Raw genomic sequence first — 18,194 nt, forward strand, 5'->3', positions numbered from 1 at the left:
ACGCGGGTTCGGCTGATCGACCGGGCCGCAACGCGCGCTTGCGCACTCCTGGTCATCAGGGCACACGATCACCGTGCGGCGACGGAGACCGTCTGGCGCCCGCCCCGTCCTAAATGATCTTTTCCAGCGACTTGCGAAGGCCGCGAACATCGCTCGTGCCGCCGTCGCCTGTCCGCTCGACCAACTCATACCCGTGACGAAGACAGAAGGCGAGGGCTCGCCGGTTCTCTCCGTGCGTCTCCAGAACGATTCGCCGGTAGCCCATGCCCGCTGCCTGGCTTTCGAGGAACCGGAGAATTCCCGAACCGGCCCCCGGCCACTCCGGGCGCCGATAGATGCGCGTGAATTCGGCGACCTCGAAAGAGTATCGGCTCAGGGCGCCGCAACCGATCGCTTCGCCGTCGGTCGTGCGCGCGACGACGAACGCGCTGCGTGCGGTCTGCACGTCCCCGTCATGAAACCGGGATGACGCAGTGGATGCACCATAGAGCGCAGCGAGGGCGCTCACTTCGTCGAGCAGCATGCGCGCATCGAGCGTGCAAGGGTCTTCCCGGCGAACCACGACGATCACGGACGACTCTCTCATGTGTCACCTCCTCCGCAACCTGTTACTTCCCAGGTGCGCAAGGACAATGCCTTGACGCATTCGAGATTTCCCTGGCGCGGCACGCCGTTTGCGGCCAAAACGCGTGCGCATCACCGATTGACGGAACGAGGCCGGGCACGCCCTGGGCGTTCGAAGCGCGAACTGGTGAGCGCAAATCCGGAACGACCATGAAGACATACGATTTCGAGCAACGGCTGGAAGAGATCCAGATTGCCCTCTCCCGACTCTTTGCATCGCCGAAGAGCCCTGCTGTCAGCAGGCTCTACGAAGGCAACGCGGTCATCCTGCATCTGAGCTGGGTGGTGGAGTCTCATCGTGATACCACGCTCGACTCGCGCTGCGCGGCCACCATCCACGCGACACGCGCGCAAATCGAACGCTACGCGGGCCTCGACACCGCGCAGCGGCGCACGATCCAGCAGCGCATAGGGCGCCGCGTGCGATCGGGTTACGATGCCGGCCGCCGTGCGTCGCCCCGAAACGAGGCTTGCGCGTTCGACATCACGCTCGACGATGCGACCTTCGCCGCCCGCGCCGACGGCGACTACTTTCCGGGCATTGGTTAGGCGGCGCCGCTAGTGCCGCTAGTGCAGACAATCACTGCGATGGCCCTTCGCGGTGCCGCTCAGTAGCAACGCAGTCTTCACGACCGCGAGATGCGAGAGCGCCTGGGGGCAATTGCCCGCGAGACGCTGCGCCTTGACGTCGTATTCCTCGGCGGAGCAGACCGGGATCGTTCGCCACCGCGAGCACCCGCTCGAACTGCCGGCAGGCCGCCAGTGATGCTCCGCCGGCAATCGCGCTACGACAAAAGACGGATGCCGGTCCGTGAATGCTGGTAGCGTTTCGTACTCCCTGGATCTCCCGCTGTTCTTGTCCTTCTCCGCGCCGGTGCTTCAATCATCCGGCTTGTGCGCGATCTCCGAGAGGTCGTCCACCGGCACTTGCGTCTCGGGAACGGTCGCGCCTTGGTCGGAAGGCCCGGAAAGACCGGCCCGTAAATTCCCGTCCTGTTCATGCTGACCCTCTGCGCGCGGCGGCTGGCCGCCTCCATCAGGTATTTCGTCTTGCGCTGTCATTTCATCCTCTCCCGTTCTGGAGATCGCTAGTTCATCGCCTGCTGGCGCCTGTATTCGTCTTGCTTCATCTGCATGTACTGCTGCCGGTCGATTTCGTGCAATTGCCGCGAATATTGCTCGCTGGCGCTGAACCAGTTGCTCAGGCGCTGCTGCAGCCGCGTATCGGGCTGCCCCGGCGGTTCGCGCAGCCAGGCATCGATGGCCAGGTAGTAACGCATGGTGTTGCGCTCGACGAGACCGCGCACGCCGCTGACGTATTCCGGCTGCGCCGCGGACCCATCGGCGATGTCGGTAAAGCCGACCTTGCCGCGGCCGAACGTCGCCAGATAGCCTTTCATGGCGAGACGCCCCAGCGTGCCGTAGCTGTACGCATAGGTCAGATGCAGGAACGTGCGGCTACTGCCGAGCGACACGGCTTCGAGGACGATTTGATAATCCCGGGTATTCAAAGGTCCGCTGTCGGCGTGGAGCCTCACGCGGAAGTATCCCGGGCGGGTGATGGCGGCGTCGTAATTGAAACGCAGGCGGTAGGTGGACCGGAGTTCTTCGGCCACTTCTTCCTGGCTCACGTTGATGGTCAGCATATTGCCGCCGTTACTGCCCGACGAACGACAGTACTTGATGTTGGGATGCAGGAGCAGTACGTCGCACCAGTTATTGAGTCCGTTCGCATCACTGAGCGCGCGGTGGACCGTCGCAAACGGGTAGTCCATCACGGCGTAGATCTGGCCTGTGACCGTCGATGGCGATTCCTGTGAATCGAGATACAAGCGCCGGTGAAACGCGTTCTGATCGAGCCGTGGTTTCAGGTCATGGTAGGTGGCGAGCAAGCGGGCGGCATCGTCGGATGTCTGCGCCTGCAGCCCCGGGCATACCAGGCTGCATGCCGCCAGAATGGCAAGCATGGCGAAACGTGAGGAGCCTCGCTTGAGGCTCTGCATCGGGTCATTCCTCGGGGACAGGCGCTTGCCGCCGCCCGGTCTGATTGTTCGTGGAGTACGCATTTTCTCGTCATATTCCGCGGAGCGCCAATCGGATGCCTGGGTCCTAACTCATCGTCCTTCACGTCGATGCGCGCCCCGCATCGCTCAAGGCGTGCTCTCAGTCGTAGTGTTCCTCGTGCTCGCGATCGCGCCGCGTGTCGCGATCATGGGGGTGACGGTGCATCCATTCGTCGTGCGCCCAATAGCGGTGGCCATCCCAATAGCGGTCGCCGTGCCAGCCGAGCGTAGTTTCGCCACCGGGCGCCGGAGCGCGGGCTGGCTCGTCGTACCTCGGCCGCGGCGTGACATCGCTGTCCGCGAGCGCCGTGCCGCCCGCCGCCAGTGCCGTGCCAGCGACGAGTGTCGCCAGAATGGTGCGCATTGCGTTCGTCTTGGGTTTCATGATTGTGCCCTCCCTCAAACACCCGAGGTTGAGCACGGCTCGTACCTATGGTGGCGCGGCTTCACATGATTTTCATTCGCCGGTGGCGCGAAACGCGCCGCTATGCAACACCACACCGCCTTCTGTTTCGTTCATGGCATCGGCGCATGCGGCGAGTATGCGCGAGCGTCCGCGTTCGAATGCTTTTCGCAGTGAGTCTTCGAGCGCGGATTCTGCCCCGAAGTGATCTTCGAGCGCCTCGACGGTGATCGCACATTTGACCGGCTCGCCGTCGCGCTCGACCATGAAGTGCATACGCAGGCTGGAGCCGTCGAACGTCACAGTGTCGTCAAGAAAGTGAATATCCATCGCTGCCCTCCTTCGCTCGTTCGAAACTGGGCATCCATCCGGCCGCTGGCCGCGCGCCGGCCTTGTGTTAAGCGGCAAGCATTGCGCGTGCCTGGAGATCAGGTGCCCCGTTGTGCGCTCGCGCCGCTGTGCGCGCAGAAGCAGCCTTGCGGGTTCAGCGCTTGCGTGATCGCTATTCAGTGGGAGCCAACGAGGAACAGACGCGATGACCGGGCGAAAGGAAAACGGCGAACGCCGTGCGGCGACCCCGCGCCGTGCGCACGGAAGCGTTCCCCGCGCCGTCTACTATGCGCTGGCGTCGAATGTCATCGTCGCGCTGAGCAAGTTCGCGGCGGCGGCCTGGACGAACTCCGGCGCAACGCTAGCCGAGGCCGTGCACTCCAGCGCGGATTGCGCAAACCAGATCCTGCTCATCCGCGGCAGACGCGCCGCCGCGAGCGAGGCGGACGAGCTCCATCCGCTCGGCTTCGGCCGCGAAACGCACTTCTATGCGATGCTCGTCGCGCTCCAGTTCTTCATCGTCGGCGGACTCGGCTCCATGGGCATCGGTCTCTGGCACCTATGGCGGCATGCCGGCCTCGAACACGCGGGAGTGGCGATTGGCGTGCTAGTGGTGTCGGCCATCGTCGAGGGCTGCGCTTTGCGCGCATCGATCCGCTCGATCGACACGAATCGGCGCGCAGGCGGCCTGTGGCGCTGGTTTCACGAGACGGGCCAGCTCGAAGTCATGCTCTCGGTCGGCGAGGACGCCGCCGCGCTCGCCGGCGTGCTCGTCTCGCTCGCCGGCATCGGCCTCGCGGCGATCACGGGCAAGGCGCTGTTCGATGCCCTGGGAAGCATCGGCGTGGGCATGGTGATGATGGCGACGGCCATGCTGACGATGCGTGAAATCAAGTCGCTCATCGTCGGCGAGGCGGCGCGCCCGCGGGACCGCGGCGCGATACGCGCCTGGCTCGAGGCGCGCCCCGAGATCGAGCAGATCGTGAGCCTCGTGGTGCTGCGCTGGTCGGACAGCTTCGTGGTTGCCGTGCAGGCGCGGCTCGCTGCACAGCAAAGCGCCGACGACCTGGTGCGCACCATCGGACGGTTGGAGATTGGCCTGCAGAAGGCGTTCCCGGCCGCGCGCTGGGTCTTTTTCGAGCCCGAGCTGAGCGAGCATGGCGAGCATCCGGCTTAGCGTGCGTGCGCCGAGGCTTTCAGAAGGATGCGGTATGCGAGTTGCGCGCCGCACGGGTAGCCTCGCAGCGAATGTCGTCTGCGGCATACCCCTCTTTCATCCATGGTGTCGCCACCCAGTTGTCTCACCGAAAATGCGGCAATCGTCGAATTCGCGGTCATCGGCCGCGCAGGCATGCGTGCTCTCGCGAGGAGAACCGATCCTGGTTCCCGGCCTCGCGTGGTCGCTATCCGTGCGCTGTCGTTCTGGACACCTACAGGTCATTACCCTGTGGCAGGTGATCGGCCGCTATGCGTCACGCGTGAAGCGCTTCCACGCCGCGACGAGCCCCGGTGCAACCTACGAGGAATCCACCGTGACTTTCATGTGGATTCCGGAGAGCGCACTGGTCGATATGGTGACGCGTCTCGCCGCGCTGCCCTGGGTGCTCGATGCATGGTTCTATCCCTGATGCGGAGAATACCGATGCAAGAACTGCAATGGAGCAAGACCCCGCTCCCCGGCCGGGCGTCGCTGCTCGCGGCGGCCGTGCTGCTCGGCGCGCTCTATGCCGGGAGCACGCTCGTCACGCCGCTTTATCCGCTCTACCAGCACCGCTTCGGTCTTTCCGATCTGACGATCACGCTCGTGTACGCCACCTACGTGATCGGCAATCTCGGCGCACTATCCGCATTCGGCCACGTGTCGGACCAGGCAGGGCGCCGGCATATCAGCCTGCTCATGCTCGCTGTGGGAGGCGCGAGCGCGATGCTGTTCCTGCTCGCCGTGCACCCCGCGATGCTTTTTCTGGCGCGTGCGGCGAGCGGTCTCGCGATCGGCGTCGGCGCGGCGACAGCCACGGCATGGATTGCCGACCTGTATGCCAGCGCGGACAAGGCGCGCGCGAGTCGTCTCGCCGCGGCAGTCAATCTTGCCGGCCTTGCCGGCGGCGTTCTCGTGGCCGGCCTGCTCGCGCAGTTCGTGCCGTGGCCGCTTCGCACGGTGTTCCTCGTCTATCTGTTGATGCTCGTCGTCACGGCGGCGTTCACCGTCCGGACCCGCGAGACCGTCGACGCTTCGGTACGCGCGCACGCGCAGTTGTCGTTCAAGCCGCGCATCGGCGTTCCTTCGGGGTCGCGCGCCGCGTTCGTCGCCCCCGCTGTCACCGCATTCGCCACTTTCGCCCTCCTCGGCTTTTATGCCGCACTCCTACCTAATCTGCTTGCCAACAGCATGCATACGCATAGCCCTGCCACGAGCGGAGCGATAGTCGCCGAACTCTTCGCTGCGGGCGCTGTCACCGTCGCGCTGACACCGTTGCTGCCGTCCCGCGTCACGATGTTCACCGGCCTCGTGCTGCTTGCTCCCAGTCTCGGTCTGCTGCTGTGGGCTCAAGCCGCGGGATCGATCGGGTTGCTGATACTGGCGAGCGCGCTGTGCGGCATAGCATCCGCATTCGGGTTCCGTGGCAGCCTTCAGGAGGTCAACCGGATTGCGCCGCCGCAGCAACGCGCCGAACTGCTTTCCGCTTATTTGCTGTGCTGTTACAGCGGTAACTCGTTGCCGGCCGTCGGCGTCGCCCTGCTGTCGCGCCACGTGGGCCATTTGCGGGCGAACGTGGCTTTCGCGGCGGTCTGCGTCACGCTTGCGTTAGTCGCATTGGCCATCGGCATACGGCAGACACGCCGCGAAGACCGACCAACAGCGATGAAATGAGGCCGCCCCGGCGCGGAAATCGTCGACTTTCCGGCGTTTCCCGTTCCTCTACCGAGAGAGAGTCCACCACCATGCAGATCAGCCCGACCCATTCGCCCTTGCGCACCGACGTGCGCGCCCATCTTCCAGTCGAAGATCCGGACGGCGGACACGATCCCTCAAAGCCCCCGCCGCCGTCTCCGTTGCCCGACGACGTTCCGCCCCCGCTGCCCGAGGGCGACCCTCCGCCGCAGTCCCCGCCCGAGCGAGTGAACAAAAAAGCGCGCCCCGGAGCACTCAGGGCATGGAAAGCGCTTCCATCCGTCGTTGCAGGATTGAATGAACCGCTTGCTTTACCAGGAAACGCGAAGTATCACATCGGGTCAAACCGTTGCTGTCCATATAGGTCGACTTACGAACAGCCGATGGTCGTTTCCCTTGTTGCATAATGATCTGGTAACCTGAGTTCGCAGATTTTTCCAAGCAGCTTGCTTCAGGAAACGAAGTCGAATCGCCCGTTCGTCGCGACACCGTAGCGCCAAGCTCCGCTCCGTTGGTCATGCAAATGCGCCGCCCTGCCTGGCTGTGATTCATCGTTCTCCGCTGTGATTGTGATTGCGCAGATTTCAGGTTTCTTGCTAATTACTTTCCGCCAACTGTCGTCCGCTGCTGTACGCAAGCATGTAACGCTATACCCGGTTTGCGGCATTCCATGCCGAATAATTAAATCAATGTTGGAGACAGACATGCTCAGCCCTCACGAATACGCCACCCTGATGCTCGTCAAGGACTCTCCCGAACAAATCGATCTCACACGCGAAGAGCTGGACGTCCTGATCAAACGCCATCTGATCACCATGGAACAATCAGTGCCCGGCACCCACAGCCCCTGCCTGACAAACGACGGAAACGCGCTGCTTCGGAACATCAAGCGCGCGCCCTGAGCGTTTCTTGCGCACAGGCTGTCGCCTTCATCCCGCTTTTAGCCGTCTTTGCCCCCTCCTCACCGCATATTGAGCTTTATTGCGCCGTGGGTACGTGATTTCGCACGCACGTACCACCGGTCTTTTGAGCAACTCGATAGCATGCCTTCCCACAGGAGTTCCATCATGCAAGTCCAGGAGCTGGTTTCCGCCTCGCAAAAATCCGGCGTCGGAATGTTCGTTGAACTAAGCAGCACATTCACCGACAGCATGGACAGACTCGCGCACCTCAACCTCGAGGCCGCGCGAAACTTTCTCGACGCCACACGCAACTTCTCGCAGCGGGCGCTGTCCGCCCAGGGGCCTTCCGAGTGGCTCGCGGTGCAGAGCGAATTCATGGCGCCGGCCTCGCAGCAAGTGCAGGACTACAACCGCCGGGTTCTCGAGCTTGCGGCCGCGGCCCAGGCGGCCTGCGTACGGTGTACCCAGGCACAGGTGGCGGAATACGGCACGCAAACGCGAGCCATGCTGAACGACTTCGCACAGCGCGCACCGCGCGGCTCCGAGCCGATCGTGGCCGCACTCGATTCGGCGATCAGCGCCGCCCACGCACTGTACGGGTCGCTTCAGGAGACCGGGCAACAGGCTGTCGAGGCCGCTCGTAGCAGCCTCGAGATGGCGACGGCGGCGGCGTCGAAGTCGGCAAAGCGCGCCGTCGATCTCACAGCGGAAACAGCGAAGCGCTGAGCGCAAACCTTCACGAGGCGGCTCGTGTAGCCGCCCTGCGCGCTTCTTTCCGTTTCCCGCCTTCAACCGCCCCGCAAGCGCCGCAGCATGGCCGCGCCGATACGCTGACGCGTGCGGCCATACCCCTCCCAAGGGTCGCCTTCGAGCGCTTCCAGCCGCTCGTGCACATTCGCGACGGTCCATTGGTCGCCGGCGGTCGTGTTTTCGACTTCGTCCCAGCGCAGCGGCACCGAAACGCCAAGCCCTGGCCGCGCACGCGGCGCATAAGCCGCAATCGTGCTGGCTCCGCGTGAATTGCGCAGATAGTCCACGAAAATGCGTCCCTTGCGGTTCTGCGGCCCCATCTTCGCGCTGAAGCGTTCGGGCAGCATCGCCGCCATGTGCTCGGCAACGGCGCGTGCGAACTCGCGGACCTCGTCCCAACCCGCATGTCGCCCAAGCGGCACGACCACATGCAGCCCCTTGCCGCCGCTCGTCTTGCACCATGCTTGCAAGCCGAGTGCGTCGAGTAGCTCATGGGTCAACCGCGCGGCCTCGATCATGCGGCTCCAGTCGAGCGAAGGATCGGGGTCGAGATCGAACACGATGCGATCGGGCTTCTCGATGCTCGTGGCGAGCGCGTTCCAGGTGTGCAGTTCGATCGCATCCATCTGCGCCGCGCCGACGAGCGCCTGCGCGGTCTCCAGCGTCAGCAGCGGCGCGTGGCCGGGATCGAGATCGGGGTGCCGCGTGGCCTGCGGAATCTGCGGCACCTTTGCGTGCCGCTGGAAAAACCGTTCTCCGGAGACCCCGCGCGGCGCACGGACGATCGACACCGGTCGTTTGCGCAGGTGCGGCAAGAGCTGCGGCGCCATCGCCTCGAAGTAGTGAACGAGATCGATTTTGCGCAAGCCGCTTTGCTCGTCGATCACGCGCTCCGGGTGCGTGATGCGCACGCCCGCAACTTCGGTTTCTTCGCGCCCGGCACGCGCATGGCGATGAGCAGGCGCAGCGGCAGGGCGCCCGGTTTCTTCCGCCTTGGCGTTGCGCGAGCGTGCGCCCCGCGCCGCCTCGACGGGCGGCGATTGCGGCTCGCGCACGATGGTTTCGGCCGGCTTGTCGCGACGCAGGCCGACAAACGACGCCTGACGCACCACCCCTGCGCTCGTCCACGTCTTGAAGCGCACTTCGGCGACGAGTTCCGGACGAACCCAGTGCACCGCCGCGCGCCGCTGTGCGGCGGGAAGCGCGGCAAACGGCGACGTTTCGGTCGTGCGCGCCTGCAATTCGTGCGTGATCGATTCGAGCAGTTTCGCGTCGAAGCCGGTCCCCACACGCCCCGCGTAACGCAGCGCGCCATTTTCGTACACGCCAAGGAGCAGCGCGCCAAAGCCCACCCGGCTACCCGTTGGCTCCGTATAGCCGCCGATCACGAATTCCTGGCGCTGCGCGCAGCGCAGCTTGAGCCAGGCGGCGGTGCGCGTCGAGGTGTAATGACTGTCGCGCCGCTTCGCCACGAGCCCTTCGAGGTTCGCGGCGCACGCGGCCCGCATGAGCGCCTCGGGGTCGCCCTCGACAGCCTCCGAGAAGCGCAACGCCGTTTGCGGCGTGTCGCGCAGCAGGGCTTCCAGCCGTGCGCGGCGCTGTTCGAGCGGCACCTTGCGCAGATCCATTCCGTTGAGCCAGGGAAGGTCGAACAGCCAGAACGCGATGGCGTCCGCGCGATTCGCATCGAATGCGTTCTGCAGCGCCTGAAAGTCGGGCACGCCCCGATCGTCGAGCACCACCGCCTCGCCGTCGAGCCACGCCGATTCGACATCGAGGGCACCGAGCGCCTCGATCTGCTTCGGGAATTTCGCGCTCCAGTCGAGGCCCGCTCGCGTGAAAACGCGCACACGCGATTTGCCCCTGGCACCCTTGTCGATGCGTGCGAGCACGCGATAGCCGTCGAATTTCAGCTCGTAGAGCCAGTCGTCGCCGCTCGGCGGCGCTTTGGCGGGCGTGGCCAGCTGCGGCGCCAGCTCCGCCGGCAGCGCGCCCCGCACCGCGCCTTCCAGCGCATCACCGGCGCGTGGCGGAGAGGAAGCGCGAGCAACGTCAGGTATCGCTTGCAGCAAGTCTGCGGCGGGCTGCGTGGCTCGCTTTGCGTCGCCCTTAGGCCTGCCGTCGCCCTTACGGCTGCCGTCGGCCGGCCTCGTGCGTCTGTCTTTGTCGCTGGCCGCCCCGTCGCGCTGCTTGATGAGCAGCCAGCGATCCTGCTTCGTCCCCTTCATGGGGCTGCGCACGAGCGCCCAGCCGCCATGCATACGCTCGCCTTCGAGGGTGAAGACCAGCTTGCCGTGCTCGTACCCCTCGCGCGCCGCGCGCAGCCCGCCTTCTGGCCGCCAGACACCGTGGTCCCAGATTTCGACGGTGCCGGCGCCGTAGTTGCCCTCGGGAATCGTTCCCTCGAATTGGCCGTATTCGAGCGGATGATCCTCGACGTGCACCGCGAGCCGCTTGACCGAAGGATCGTTGCTCGGCTCCTTCGGCACGGCCCATGACTTCAGCGTGCCGTCGAGTTCGAGGCGAAAGTCGTAGTGCAACTGGCTCGCATCGTGGCGCTGGATCACGAATGAAGCCATGCCTCCATCGTTCTTGCTGCGCCTGTTTTGCGGCGCACGGCCAGGGGGCTCCGGCGTCTTCTCGAAGCGACGCCTGGACTCGTAAGTCTCCAGATTGCGTTTCATTGGCGCTCCTTCGCATCTTGCGCGAGGCCATTCGTCGCGATGCTCGGCCCCATCAGGCCAACGAGCAACCAACGTGCCGCAGCGCGCGGAGCGCACGCCCTCTCAACCGGCGTGCCGGGCGCGTGAGTTGCTGAAAGATCGATGCATCGTCCGACGCTCCCGCGCAGCGCAGCGCCCGCGATCGCCGGGATTCACACATCCTTCCCGACATCGGGCACCGAGGCGCAGGGGCCAGGCGGCGTGCAGTAAACCGACTTAGCTCAAGGAGAACGATCATGCCACTTAGCAAGGGAAAAACTCGCGAAGCCATATCGAAGAACGTCAAGACCGAAATGAAGCACGGAAAATCGCAAAAGCAGTCGGTCGCGATTGCCTTGAACCAGGCCCGCAAATCCGGGGCGAAGATCCCTAAAAAGCACTCGAAGTGACGCGCGTTCGCCCGCCTGGACGGGCACGCTGTCGGCTGCCGTTGCGGGGCGGCGCGATGCCGCACGGGAGAACCCCTGTGCTGCATGCACCGCGGCACGCCCGGCCTCAACGGGCGGCCCCGCCGCGCCCGCAAACGGGACGGCCATGAGCCGACCCCGGCCGGTTCACGCCCGCGCGGCGCGCAGACTGCTGGTAGCCCAGGGATGGGTGATCGGCTGCCTCGCGGTCAGCGAATGCCACGCGGCAACGTCACCGACGCCGCTCGCGTACTTCCTGCACAGCGCCGGCCCCGCGTCGGCGCCGGTGCGATTGCTGGGCTGGGGCCTCGCGGCACTGTGCGTGGGCGTGTGCGTGGCCATCGCCACGCTTCTCGCGCTGGCCTTTCGCGGCACGCGCGGCGCGGCGGACCCGTCCCGGGAGACCGACAACACGCAACACGACAAGGATCTCGAATCAAGCCGCGCCGCAGCCGAAGGAAGGGCCATGAGCGGGAACGGCGGCGGGAACGGCAGCGGGAACGACAGTGGCGCCACCAACCCAACCGACCGCAGAGCGAACCGGATAGTCGGCATCGGCACCGCGATTTCGACTGTGCTGCTGTTCGGCGCCCTCCTCTCCATGCTGCGCGTGCTCGCCGCCGTGGCGGACCCGCCGCGCGCGAGCACGCTCACCGTGCATGTCACGGCCTATGACTGGTGGTGGAAAGCGAGTTACTCGACGCCTTCCGGCGCAAGCTTCGCAACGGCCAATGAAATCCACATCCCCACTGGCGAGCCGGTCCAGATCGAACTCGAAAGCGCCGATGTGATACACGCGTTCTGGGTGCCCGCGCTCGCCGGCAAGACCCAGGCGATTCCGGGGCAAGTCAACCGTCAGTGGATCGAAGCCGACCACCCCGGCATCTGGCGCGGCCAATGCACGCAGTTCTGCGGGCCGCAGCACGCGCACATGGCGCTCGAAGTGGTGGCCGAGCCGCCCGATGCGTTCGCACGCTGGACCGGGAATGAGGCGCGGCCCGCCGCGGCACCGGGCAACGCCGCCGCGCAGCACGGCGCGCAGGTCTTCATGGCGCGCTGCGCCGCCTGTCACACCGTGCGCGGCACCGACGCCGCCGGCGCGCAGGGGCCGGACCTCACGCACCTCGCGTCGCGCCGGCTGATCGCCGCTGGCGCGCTCGCCAACACGTCCGCCAACCGGCTCGACTGGATCGCCCACGCCCAGCTCATCAAGCCCGGCTCGCTGATGCCCGGCATCGCCCTCACGGCCGCCGAGGCCGGCGATCTCGCCGCCTGGCTCGACACGCTCCAGTGACATGAACGATAGTTCGACATCCTCACCATCTACCGGTGCCGCGCGCACCGCCATTCCCTCGCGGCCGCGCTCGGCGCGTCTTGCGCGCGTGCCGGAAACCGGGATCGCGCCGCTCGACGAAGAGACCGAGCGCCGTCTCGAGGCCACCTGGGAGACGCGCCCGGGCTGGCGCGGCTGGTTGTCCACGGTCGATCACAAGACCATCGGCATGCGCTACCTCGTCACGGCGTTCGTGTTCCTGCTCCTCGGCGGCGTCGAGGCCCTCGTCATGCGCGCACAGTTGACGCGGCCCAATGAAACGCTGCTCACGCCGCAGCAGTACGACCAGCTCTTCACGATGCACGGCGTGACGATGATCTTCCTCTACGCGCTGCCCGTGCTGAGCGGCTTCTCGAACTATCTGTGGCCGCTCGTGCTCGGCTCGCGCGACATGGCGTTTCCGCGCCTGAACGCGCTTTCGTACTGGATCTTTCTCGGCGCGGCCATCCTGCTCTATGCGAGCTTTCCGTTCGGTCAGGCCGCCGACGCGGGGTGGTTCAACTACGTGCCGCTTTCCACGGCGGCCTACGATCCGGGGCCGAACATCGACGTCTACGCGCTGGGCATGGTGCTGCTCGGCATCTCCACGACGGTGGGTGCGGCCAATTTCGTCATCACGTTCCTGCGCATGCGCGCGAGCGGCATGTCGGTCGCGCGGCTGCCGATTCTCATCTGGGGCACGCTCACGGCTTCGTGCGCCAACCTGTTCGCGGTGCCATCGGTCAGCCTCGCGTTCTTCCTGCTCTGGCTCGACCGCAACGCGGGCACGCACTTCTTCGATACGAGCGCCGACGGCCGCCCGCTGCTCTGGCAGCACCTGTTCTGGATCTTCGCGCACCCGTGGGTGTATGTGGTGGTGCTGCCGGCCATGGGCATCGTTTCCGAAGCGCTGCCAACGTTCTGCCGGCGGCCGATCGCCGCCTACTCCGCCGTCGCGCTCTCGACGGTGGCGACCATGCTGCTCGGCTTCGAGGTCTGGCTGCACCACATGTTCGCGACAGGCCTGCCGCCGCTGGCGCTCGCGTTCTTTGGCGCGGCGAGCATGCTCATATCGGTGCCGAGCGCGATCGCGGTATTCGCCTGGATCGCGACGATATGGACCGGCAAGCCCGTGTTCGAGACGCCGTTTTTCTACTTCGCGGGCTTCGTGCTGATGTTCACGGTGGGGGGCGTGTCCGGCGTGATGACCGCGGCCGTGCCGCTCGACTGGCAACTCACCGACACCTACTTCGTGGTTGCGCACCTGCACTACGTGCTGCTGGGCATCAACGTATTTCCCGTGCTGGGCGGGCTCGTCTACTGGTTCCCGAAATTCACGGGACGGCTGATGAACGAGCGTTTCGGCAAATGGACCTTCTGGGTGCTGTTCGTGGGATTCAACCTGGGTTTCTTTCCGATGCACATCTCGGGGCTGCTCGGCATGCCGCGCCGCGTGTACACCTATCCCGAGGGAATGGGCTGGGACACCGCCAACCTCGTCACGACCATTGGCTCGTTCGTCTTCGCGATCGGCATCGCGATGTTCGTCGGCAACGCGCTCGTGAGCCTGCGGCGCGGCCAGCACGCCGGCGCGAATCCGTGGCACGCGGCAGGCCTCGAATGGTCGACTTCGTCTCCTCCTCCGCCGTACAACTTCGCAGTCCTGCCTGTCGTGCGCTCCCGCGATCCGCTCTGGGCGCCGGATGCGCACCTCGCGCGCCCCGGCTATCTCCTGCATCGCGGGCGCGAGGCGCTGGGGATCACACCGCTCACCGGCGAACCCGACGTCATCCTCAAGATGCCGGAGGATTCCTATGCGCCTTTCGTGCTGGGGATCGCAGCGACGTTCGTGTTCGTCGGACTCCTGATGCATTCGGTGTGGCTCACGGCGCTCGCCGCGCTCACGTGCGGCACGGCACTGCTCGCCTGGCTATGGCCGCGCCGTGAACTGTTGCAACGCGAGCCGTTCGAACTCCAGCCCGCGGTCCCCGGTGAAGACGCCGATGCCCCCGGCAGCGACGATGAAAGCCTCGCGCTGCCCGTGGGCAGCGCAGGCGAGCATGCGGGCGGCTGGTGGGGCGTGCTCACGCTCATCGCCACGGAGGCGGCGCTGTTCGGCTATCTGCTGTTCTCGTACCTCTATCTGGCTTCGCAAAGCGCCCAGCCGTGGCCGCCCGAGGGACTGCCCAAGCTCGGCATGAGCGGCCTGAACACGGGCATTCTGCTCGCGAGCAGCGTGTTTGTCTGGGCGAGCGGCGCGCTCGTGCGGCGCGCGCGCTCATGGCCCGCGTTCTGGTCGATGTTCGTGGCCGTCGTGCTTGGCATCGCGTTCGTGAGCATTCAGTTCTCGGAGTGGCACGAGCGGCCCTATGGGCTCGCGTCCAATTTCTATGGTTCGCTCTACTTCACGATTACGGGCTTTCACATGGCCCACGTGATCGTGGGCGTCGTCATGCTCGTGTGGCTCGCGATCTGGATCGCGCGGGGCTATTTCGATGGCCGCCGCGACGCCGCCGTGAACATCGGCGGCCTGTACTGGCACTTCGTCGATGTCATTTGGCTATTCATCTTCAGCGTGCTGTATCTGTCGCCTTACTGGATACGAGGACACTGATGGAACCCGCGCACGCACCACGGTCCGCGCCGCACGCCTCGCCCACGCGCGGCCAGCACATCGCCGCCTGGTACGGCCTCGTCGGCGTGCCGCTCGTCTGGATCGCACACGTGCTCCTGTGCACGAGCCTCGTGGCGATTGCCTGCCCGGGCGGCGTCACGCAGCGCAACGCGCTACCCTGGGGCGTGGTGCAGATCCTGCTCGCGGTCGCCTCCGCCGCCGCGCTCGCGCTCGCGCTTGCCGGCGTGCTCGCGACGCTGCGCGCATGGCGCGAGTCCGGCGCGCTGGCAAGCGGACGGCGCGAGACATTCCGCTTCGTCGCCTGGTGCGGCGCGGCCGTTTCGGTGGCCTTCACGCTTGGGCTCGCGTTCACGATTTCGGTACTCGTGACGTTGCCGCTGCAGCGCGTGTGCGAGGCCTTGCGATGAAGATTGCGCGCTCCAGACGCTCAACGCTCGCGGCGGCCGTGTGCATCAGCGTGCTGTGCGCCGCCTGCGACGACGGCGGCACCGGCGCGACATCCGACGAGCCGAGGCCCCCGCCCGACGCCGCGCAGATCGCGCGCGGCGAGCAGCTCGCCAAAGCCGGCGACTGCGCCTCCTGCCACGATTCCGCCCAGCATCAGCCGTTTGCCGGCGGCCAGCCCGTCAATTCGCCGTTCGGCTCAATCTATGCAAGCAACCTCACGCCGGACCCCGTGCACGGCATCGGGCGCTATACCCCCGCACAATTCGCGGCGGCCTTGCAACGCGGGGTGGCACCGGGCGGGAAACGGCTTTATCCGGCCATGCCCTACCCGTCGTTCGCGTCGCTCGGCCCGCAGGACGTGGATGCGCTCTACCAATACTTCATGTACGGCGTGGCGGCCGTGCCGAATGTCGTCCCGCAGACGCGGCTGCCGTTCCCGTTCAATCAGCGCTGGGTCCTGCGCTTCTGGACGATGGTGTTCGCCCGCCACGCGCGCTTCGAGCCGGACCCCGCACGCTCCGCGCAATGGAATCGCGGCGCATGGCTGGTGCAGGGACTCGGGCACTGCGGGGCGTGCCATACCCCGCGCGGCCCCGCTTACAACGAGATGGGCTACGACCAGCACAGCCCGCTCTACCTCACGGGCGGCGTGATCGACCACTGGTACGCGCCGAACCTCACCGGCGATCCGGGCAGCGGCCTCGGGCGCTGGAGCGTGGACGACATCGCCACGTTCCTGCGCGACGGCCACAATACGCGCGCGTATGCGTTCGGCGCGATGGCGCCCGTGGTGGGCGAAAGCACGCAGCATCTGAGCGACGACGATTTGCGGTCCATCGCCGTTTATCTGAAGTCGCTGCCCGCCCATGCGCCGAGCGGCAGCTACGACGATTCACCGGCCGCGCGCGCGAGCACCCGTGCCGCCTTGCAGCTCGGCACGCCGGAGCGGCCGGGCGCGGGCGTCTATCTTGCGTTCTGTGCGAAGTGCCACGGCGCGGATGGCGGCGGCACGCCAGGCAAGGCGCCCCCGCTCGCGGGCAGCGCGCTGGCGCTTTCAGAGGATCCGACGAGTGCGCTGCGCCTCGTCATCGAAGGCAGCGCGAGCCCGCAGACGGCAGGCGGCGGTGCGCCGCGCAAAATGCCGGGCTTTCGCGGGCAGTTCACGGATAGCGAAATTGCCCAGGTGGTGAGCTTCGTGCGCGGCGCGTGGGGCAACAATGCCGCGCCCGTGGCACCCGCCGAAGTGACGCGCCTGCGCGCGGCGATCCATCGCTGACGAGTCGCCGCGCGGGCCCGATCATGGGCGGCAGTGGGAGCGCCGCATCATTGGCCCTTGGTGTCGCTGCTAGCGTCGGCACCGGGCATATTGGTCGTATCGTTCATCGGCTTCTTCGTGTTGTACTTCGTATGTTTCTTCACGTGCGTTCGATGGGTAGTCGCGTTAGTGGAGCCCGAGACGGATGGATTCTGCTCGACACCCTGGGTAGGGGCCGGATAGGTGCTGTTGGCGCCGGCGCCCTGGTCGGGCCCCGTGCCGCTGCTACCGCCGCCGCCGGTACCCTGCGCGAGCGCGAGGCCCGGCGCGACCAGCGCCGCGCCAAGAATAGCCGAAGTGATCAAAAGACGTGGCTTCATGATTCGTTTTCCTCATGGTGTGGGTAAACAGAAAGGCGAACGGGAGACTGCGCCCGTTCGACGCCCGCCAACCGTGCCGCACGTCGCGTTCCTCCAGGGGCCGCTGCCGACGCCGGCAGCTCAACCGACGAGCTTCGCAGCCGCACGCAGGCGGCGCCTGCTTTCCTTGTGCAACCTCGACAGCACAGCCTGCGATGTGGCTTCGTCCTTGAAGAGTTCGCGATGCTCCGAAAGCAGATGCTCTGTCGCCACGGCATCATTCAGGTCTCCAAACTTCTTCTGCAGCTTCTTCAACCCCTTGAGCTTTCCCTTGTAGCCGTGCGGCGCCATTGGGGCGAAAAATTCCAGCAGATAGCGCACCTTCTTCGCGCCCTTTCGTACGTCGTGCCAGGCGGTGTACTCGCCCTTTCCTGCCTTGCGTGCGCGGCGAATCCGCTTGCCCAGTGCCTGGCGCGCGGCGAGCACCCGCTTGCGCGCGAAGCGGCGTGCCGGCACGGAGGCTTGCCCGGTGTTCAGGCCAGTCTTCACGTTGTGAAGCATTTCCGGCAACGTGTGCTTGAGATCTGCGGCGGACAACGTGTTTTTGGCGCTTTCGCGGGCTTTCCGGCGCGCAGCGTCGATTCGTCCGTCTGCCAGCTCGGCGTTGGCGTCGAGCAGCGTCATCGCGATATCCCAGTCGCGCGCTTCGCCCGCGGCCGCGGCCACGCGCCTGAGAAAAGCGCGCTCACGCTCGATGGCATCGCGATCGAGCAGCGGCCGCCACGCCCAAAGAAGCGTGCGTATACGTCGCAGCGCCACGCGCAGCTTGTGGAATTCCTCGGCAGAAGCGTCGTCGTGCAGTCGATGACCGAGCACTTCGTCGACCAGTGGCTTCGCAAGCCGGGGAAAAAGCGTTCGCGCGTCTTCGCGCCGTGTCTCGAATTGCCTGTTCGTGGTGTCCATCGTCGCCTCGATTCGCTGACCATTCTGTTTGCCCGCAGGTTGCATGCCCGTTTCATACCGTTTCATACGGGCATGCAACCTGCGCGGAACTCTCCGACCGTGGAACGGCTTCAACGTCCAATGCCCGC

20 protein-coding genes and 1 pseudogene are annotated in these 18,194 nt (G+C 65.9%); 11 read left to right on the top strand and 10 right to left on the bottom strand.

What is annotated here, in order from left to right:
* Positions 1 to 109: 109 nt before the first annotated feature.
* Complete coding sequence (locus tag VSR34_RS06805) at positions 110 to 523, bottom strand: GNAT family N-acetyltransferase (protein ID WP_162175007.1); 414 nt, start codon at positions 521 to 523, stop codon at positions 110 to 112.
* A gap of 251 nt (positions 524 to 774) precedes the next feature.
* On the opposite strand from VSR34_RS06805, the gene VSR34_RS06810 reads away from it, so the two are divergent.
* A complete protein-coding gene (locus VSR34_RS06810) occupies positions 775 to 1,173 on the top strand; it encodes a hypothetical protein (RefSeq protein WP_042288042.1) in 399 nt (132 codons plus the stop codon).
* An 18-nt stretch (positions 1,174 to 1,191) separates the two neighbouring features.
* Here the strand turns inward: VSR34_RS06810 and VSR34_RS06815 are convergent.
* From VSR34_RS06815 to VSR34_RS06835, 5 genes and pseudogenes are all read right to left on the bottom strand, one after another.
* A pseudogene (locus tag VSR34_RS06815) lies at positions 1,192 to 1,372 on the bottom strand (glycoside hydrolase family 15 protein); the annotation flags it as partial.
* Between the two features lie 131 nt (positions 1,373 to 1,503).
* Positions 1,504 to 1,686 carry a hypothetical protein gene (locus tag VSR34_RS06820; RefSeq protein WP_342962172.1) on the bottom strand — a complete coding sequence of 61 codons (183 nt, stop codon included), beginning with the start codon at positions 1,684 to 1,686 and terminating at the stop codon, positions 1,504 to 1,506.
* A 26-nt stretch (positions 1,687 to 1,712) separates the two neighbouring features.
* Positions 1,713 to 2,627, bottom strand: a complete 915-nt coding sequence (locus tag VSR34_RS06825) for a hypothetical protein (RefSeq protein WP_342962173.1) — start codon at positions 2,625 to 2,627, stop codon at positions 1,713 to 1,715.
* Positions 2,628 to 2,787: 160 nt separating this feature from the next.
* Positions 2,788 to 3,072 (bottom strand): hypothetical protein, encoded by a 285-nt coding sequence (locus VSR34_RS06830; RefSeq protein ID WP_342962174.1) that lies wholly within the window; start codon positions 3,070 to 3,072, stop codon positions 2,788 to 2,790.
* Positions 3,073 to 3,144: 72 nt separating this feature from the next.
* On the bottom strand, positions 3,145 to 3,420 hold the full coding sequence (locus VSR34_RS06835; RefSeq protein ID WP_028210671.1) for a DUF1488 domain-containing protein: 276 nt from the start codon (positions 3,418 to 3,420) through the stop codon (positions 3,145 to 3,147).
* Between the two features lie 205 nt (positions 3,421 to 3,625).
* On the opposite strand from VSR34_RS06835, the gene VSR34_RS06840 reads away from it, so the two are divergent.
* The 3 genes from VSR34_RS06840 (at position 3,626) to VSR34_RS06850 (ending at position 6,292) form a co-directional block, all read left to right on the top strand.
* Positions 3,626 to 4,597, top strand: a complete 972-nt coding sequence (locus VSR34_RS06840; protein WP_028210670.1) for a cation transporter — start codon at positions 3,626 to 3,628, stop codon at positions 4,595 to 4,597.
* A 178-nt stretch (positions 4,598 to 4,775) separates the two neighbouring features.
* On the top strand, positions 4,776 to 5,048 hold the full coding sequence (locus VSR34_RS06845; RefSeq protein ID WP_342962175.1) for a hypothetical protein: 273 nt from the start codon (positions 4,776 to 4,778) through the stop codon (positions 5,046 to 5,048).
* Between the two features lie 14 nt (positions 5,049 to 5,062).
* Positions 5,063 to 6,292, top strand: coding sequence for an MFS transporter (locus VSR34_RS06850; RefSeq protein ID WP_342962176.1), 1,230 nt, complete (start codon positions 5,063 to 5,065; stop codon positions 6,290 to 6,292).
* 276 nt (positions 6,293 to 6,568) lie between these two features.
* On the opposite strand, the gene VSR34_RS06855 is transcribed toward VSR34_RS06850, so the two are convergent.
* Positions 6,569 to 6,865 (bottom strand): hypothetical protein, encoded by a 297-nt coding sequence (locus VSR34_RS06855; protein WP_155836776.1) that lies wholly within the window; start codon positions 6,863 to 6,865, stop codon positions 6,569 to 6,571.
* 152 nt (positions 6,866 to 7,017) lie between these two features.
* Here VSR34_RS06855 and VSR34_RS06860 point away from each other — a divergent pair, with 152 nt between their 5' ends.
* Together VSR34_RS06860 and VSR34_RS06865 are read left to right on the top strand one after the other, a co-directional pair.
* Positions 7,018 to 7,215 carry a hypothetical protein gene (locus VSR34_RS06860; RefSeq protein WP_028210668.1) on the top strand — a complete coding sequence of 66 codons (198 nt, stop codon included), beginning with the start codon at positions 7,018 to 7,020 and terminating at the stop codon, positions 7,213 to 7,215.
* Positions 7,216 to 7,380: 165 nt separating this feature from the next.
* Positions 7,381 to 7,941, top strand: a complete 561-nt coding sequence (locus VSR34_RS06865; protein WP_028210667.1) for a phasin family protein — start codon at positions 7,381 to 7,383, stop codon at positions 7,939 to 7,941.
* Positions 7,942 to 8,003: 62 nt separating this feature from the next.
* Here the strand turns inward: VSR34_RS06865 and ligD are convergent, their stop codons facing one another.
* Complete coding sequence (gene ligD, locus VSR34_RS06870; RefSeq protein WP_342962177.1) at positions 8,004 to 10,649, bottom strand: DNA ligase D; 2,646 nt, start codon at positions 10,647 to 10,649, stop codon at positions 8,004 to 8,006.
* A 275-nt stretch (positions 10,650 to 10,924) separates the two neighbouring features.
* Between ligD and VSR34_RS06875 the strand changes: the two genes are divergently transcribed.
* From VSR34_RS06875 to VSR34_RS06895, 5 genes are all read left to right on the top strand, one after another.
* The gene (locus tag VSR34_RS06875) at positions 10,925 to 11,077 is read left to right on the top strand and encodes a DUF6496 domain-containing protein (protein ID WP_167334403.1); all 153 of its coding nucleotides are present in this window, start codon (positions 10,925 to 10,927) and stop codon (positions 11,075 to 11,077) included.
* A gap of 145 nt (positions 11,078 to 11,222) precedes the next feature.
* A complete protein-coding gene (locus VSR34_RS06880; RefSeq protein WP_342962178.1) occupies positions 11,223 to 12,389 on the top strand; it encodes a c-type cytochrome in 1,167 nt (388 codons plus the stop codon).
* 1 nt (position 12,390) lies between these two features.
* On the top strand, positions 12,391 to 15,021 hold the full coding sequence (ctaD, locus tag VSR34_RS06885) for a cytochrome c oxidase subunit I (protein WP_342962179.1): 2,631 nt from the start codon (positions 12,391 to 12,393) through the stop codon (positions 15,019 to 15,021).
* Entirely contained in the window at positions 15,021 to 15,449 is a 429-nt protein-coding gene (locus tag VSR34_RS06890; protein ID WP_342962180.1) for a hypothetical protein, read from the top strand. The genes ctaD and VSR34_RS06890 overlap by 1 nt, the downstream gene beginning before the upstream one ends.
* Complete coding sequence (locus VSR34_RS06895; RefSeq protein ID WP_342962181.1) at positions 15,446 to 16,765, top strand: cytochrome c; 1,320 nt, start codon at positions 15,446 to 15,448, stop codon at positions 16,763 to 16,765. The genes VSR34_RS06890 and VSR34_RS06895 overlap by 4 nt, the downstream gene beginning before the upstream one ends.
* 47 nt (positions 16,766 to 16,812) lie before the next feature.
* Here the strand turns inward: VSR34_RS06895 and VSR34_RS06900 are convergent, their stop codons facing one another.
* Both VSR34_RS06900 and VSR34_RS06905 read right to left on the bottom strand, forming a co-directional pair.
* Positions 16,813 to 17,124 carry a hypothetical protein gene (locus tag VSR34_RS06900; RefSeq protein ID WP_342962182.1) on the bottom strand — a complete coding sequence of 104 codons (312 nt, stop codon included), beginning with the start codon at positions 17,122 to 17,124 and terminating at the stop codon, positions 16,813 to 16,815.
* Positions 17,125 to 17,244: 120 nt separating this feature from the next.
* Entirely contained in the window at positions 17,245 to 18,066 is an 822-nt protein-coding gene (locus VSR34_RS06905) for a CHAD domain-containing protein (protein ID WP_042288118.1), read from the bottom strand.
* Positions 18,067 to 18,194: the final 128 nt, after the last annotated feature.

It is taken from the genome of Paraburkholderia sp. JHI2823, from assembly GCF_038900695.1.
GTDB lineage: Bacteria > Pseudomonadota > Gammaproteobacteria > Burkholderiales > Burkholderiaceae > Paraburkholderia > Paraburkholderia mimosarum.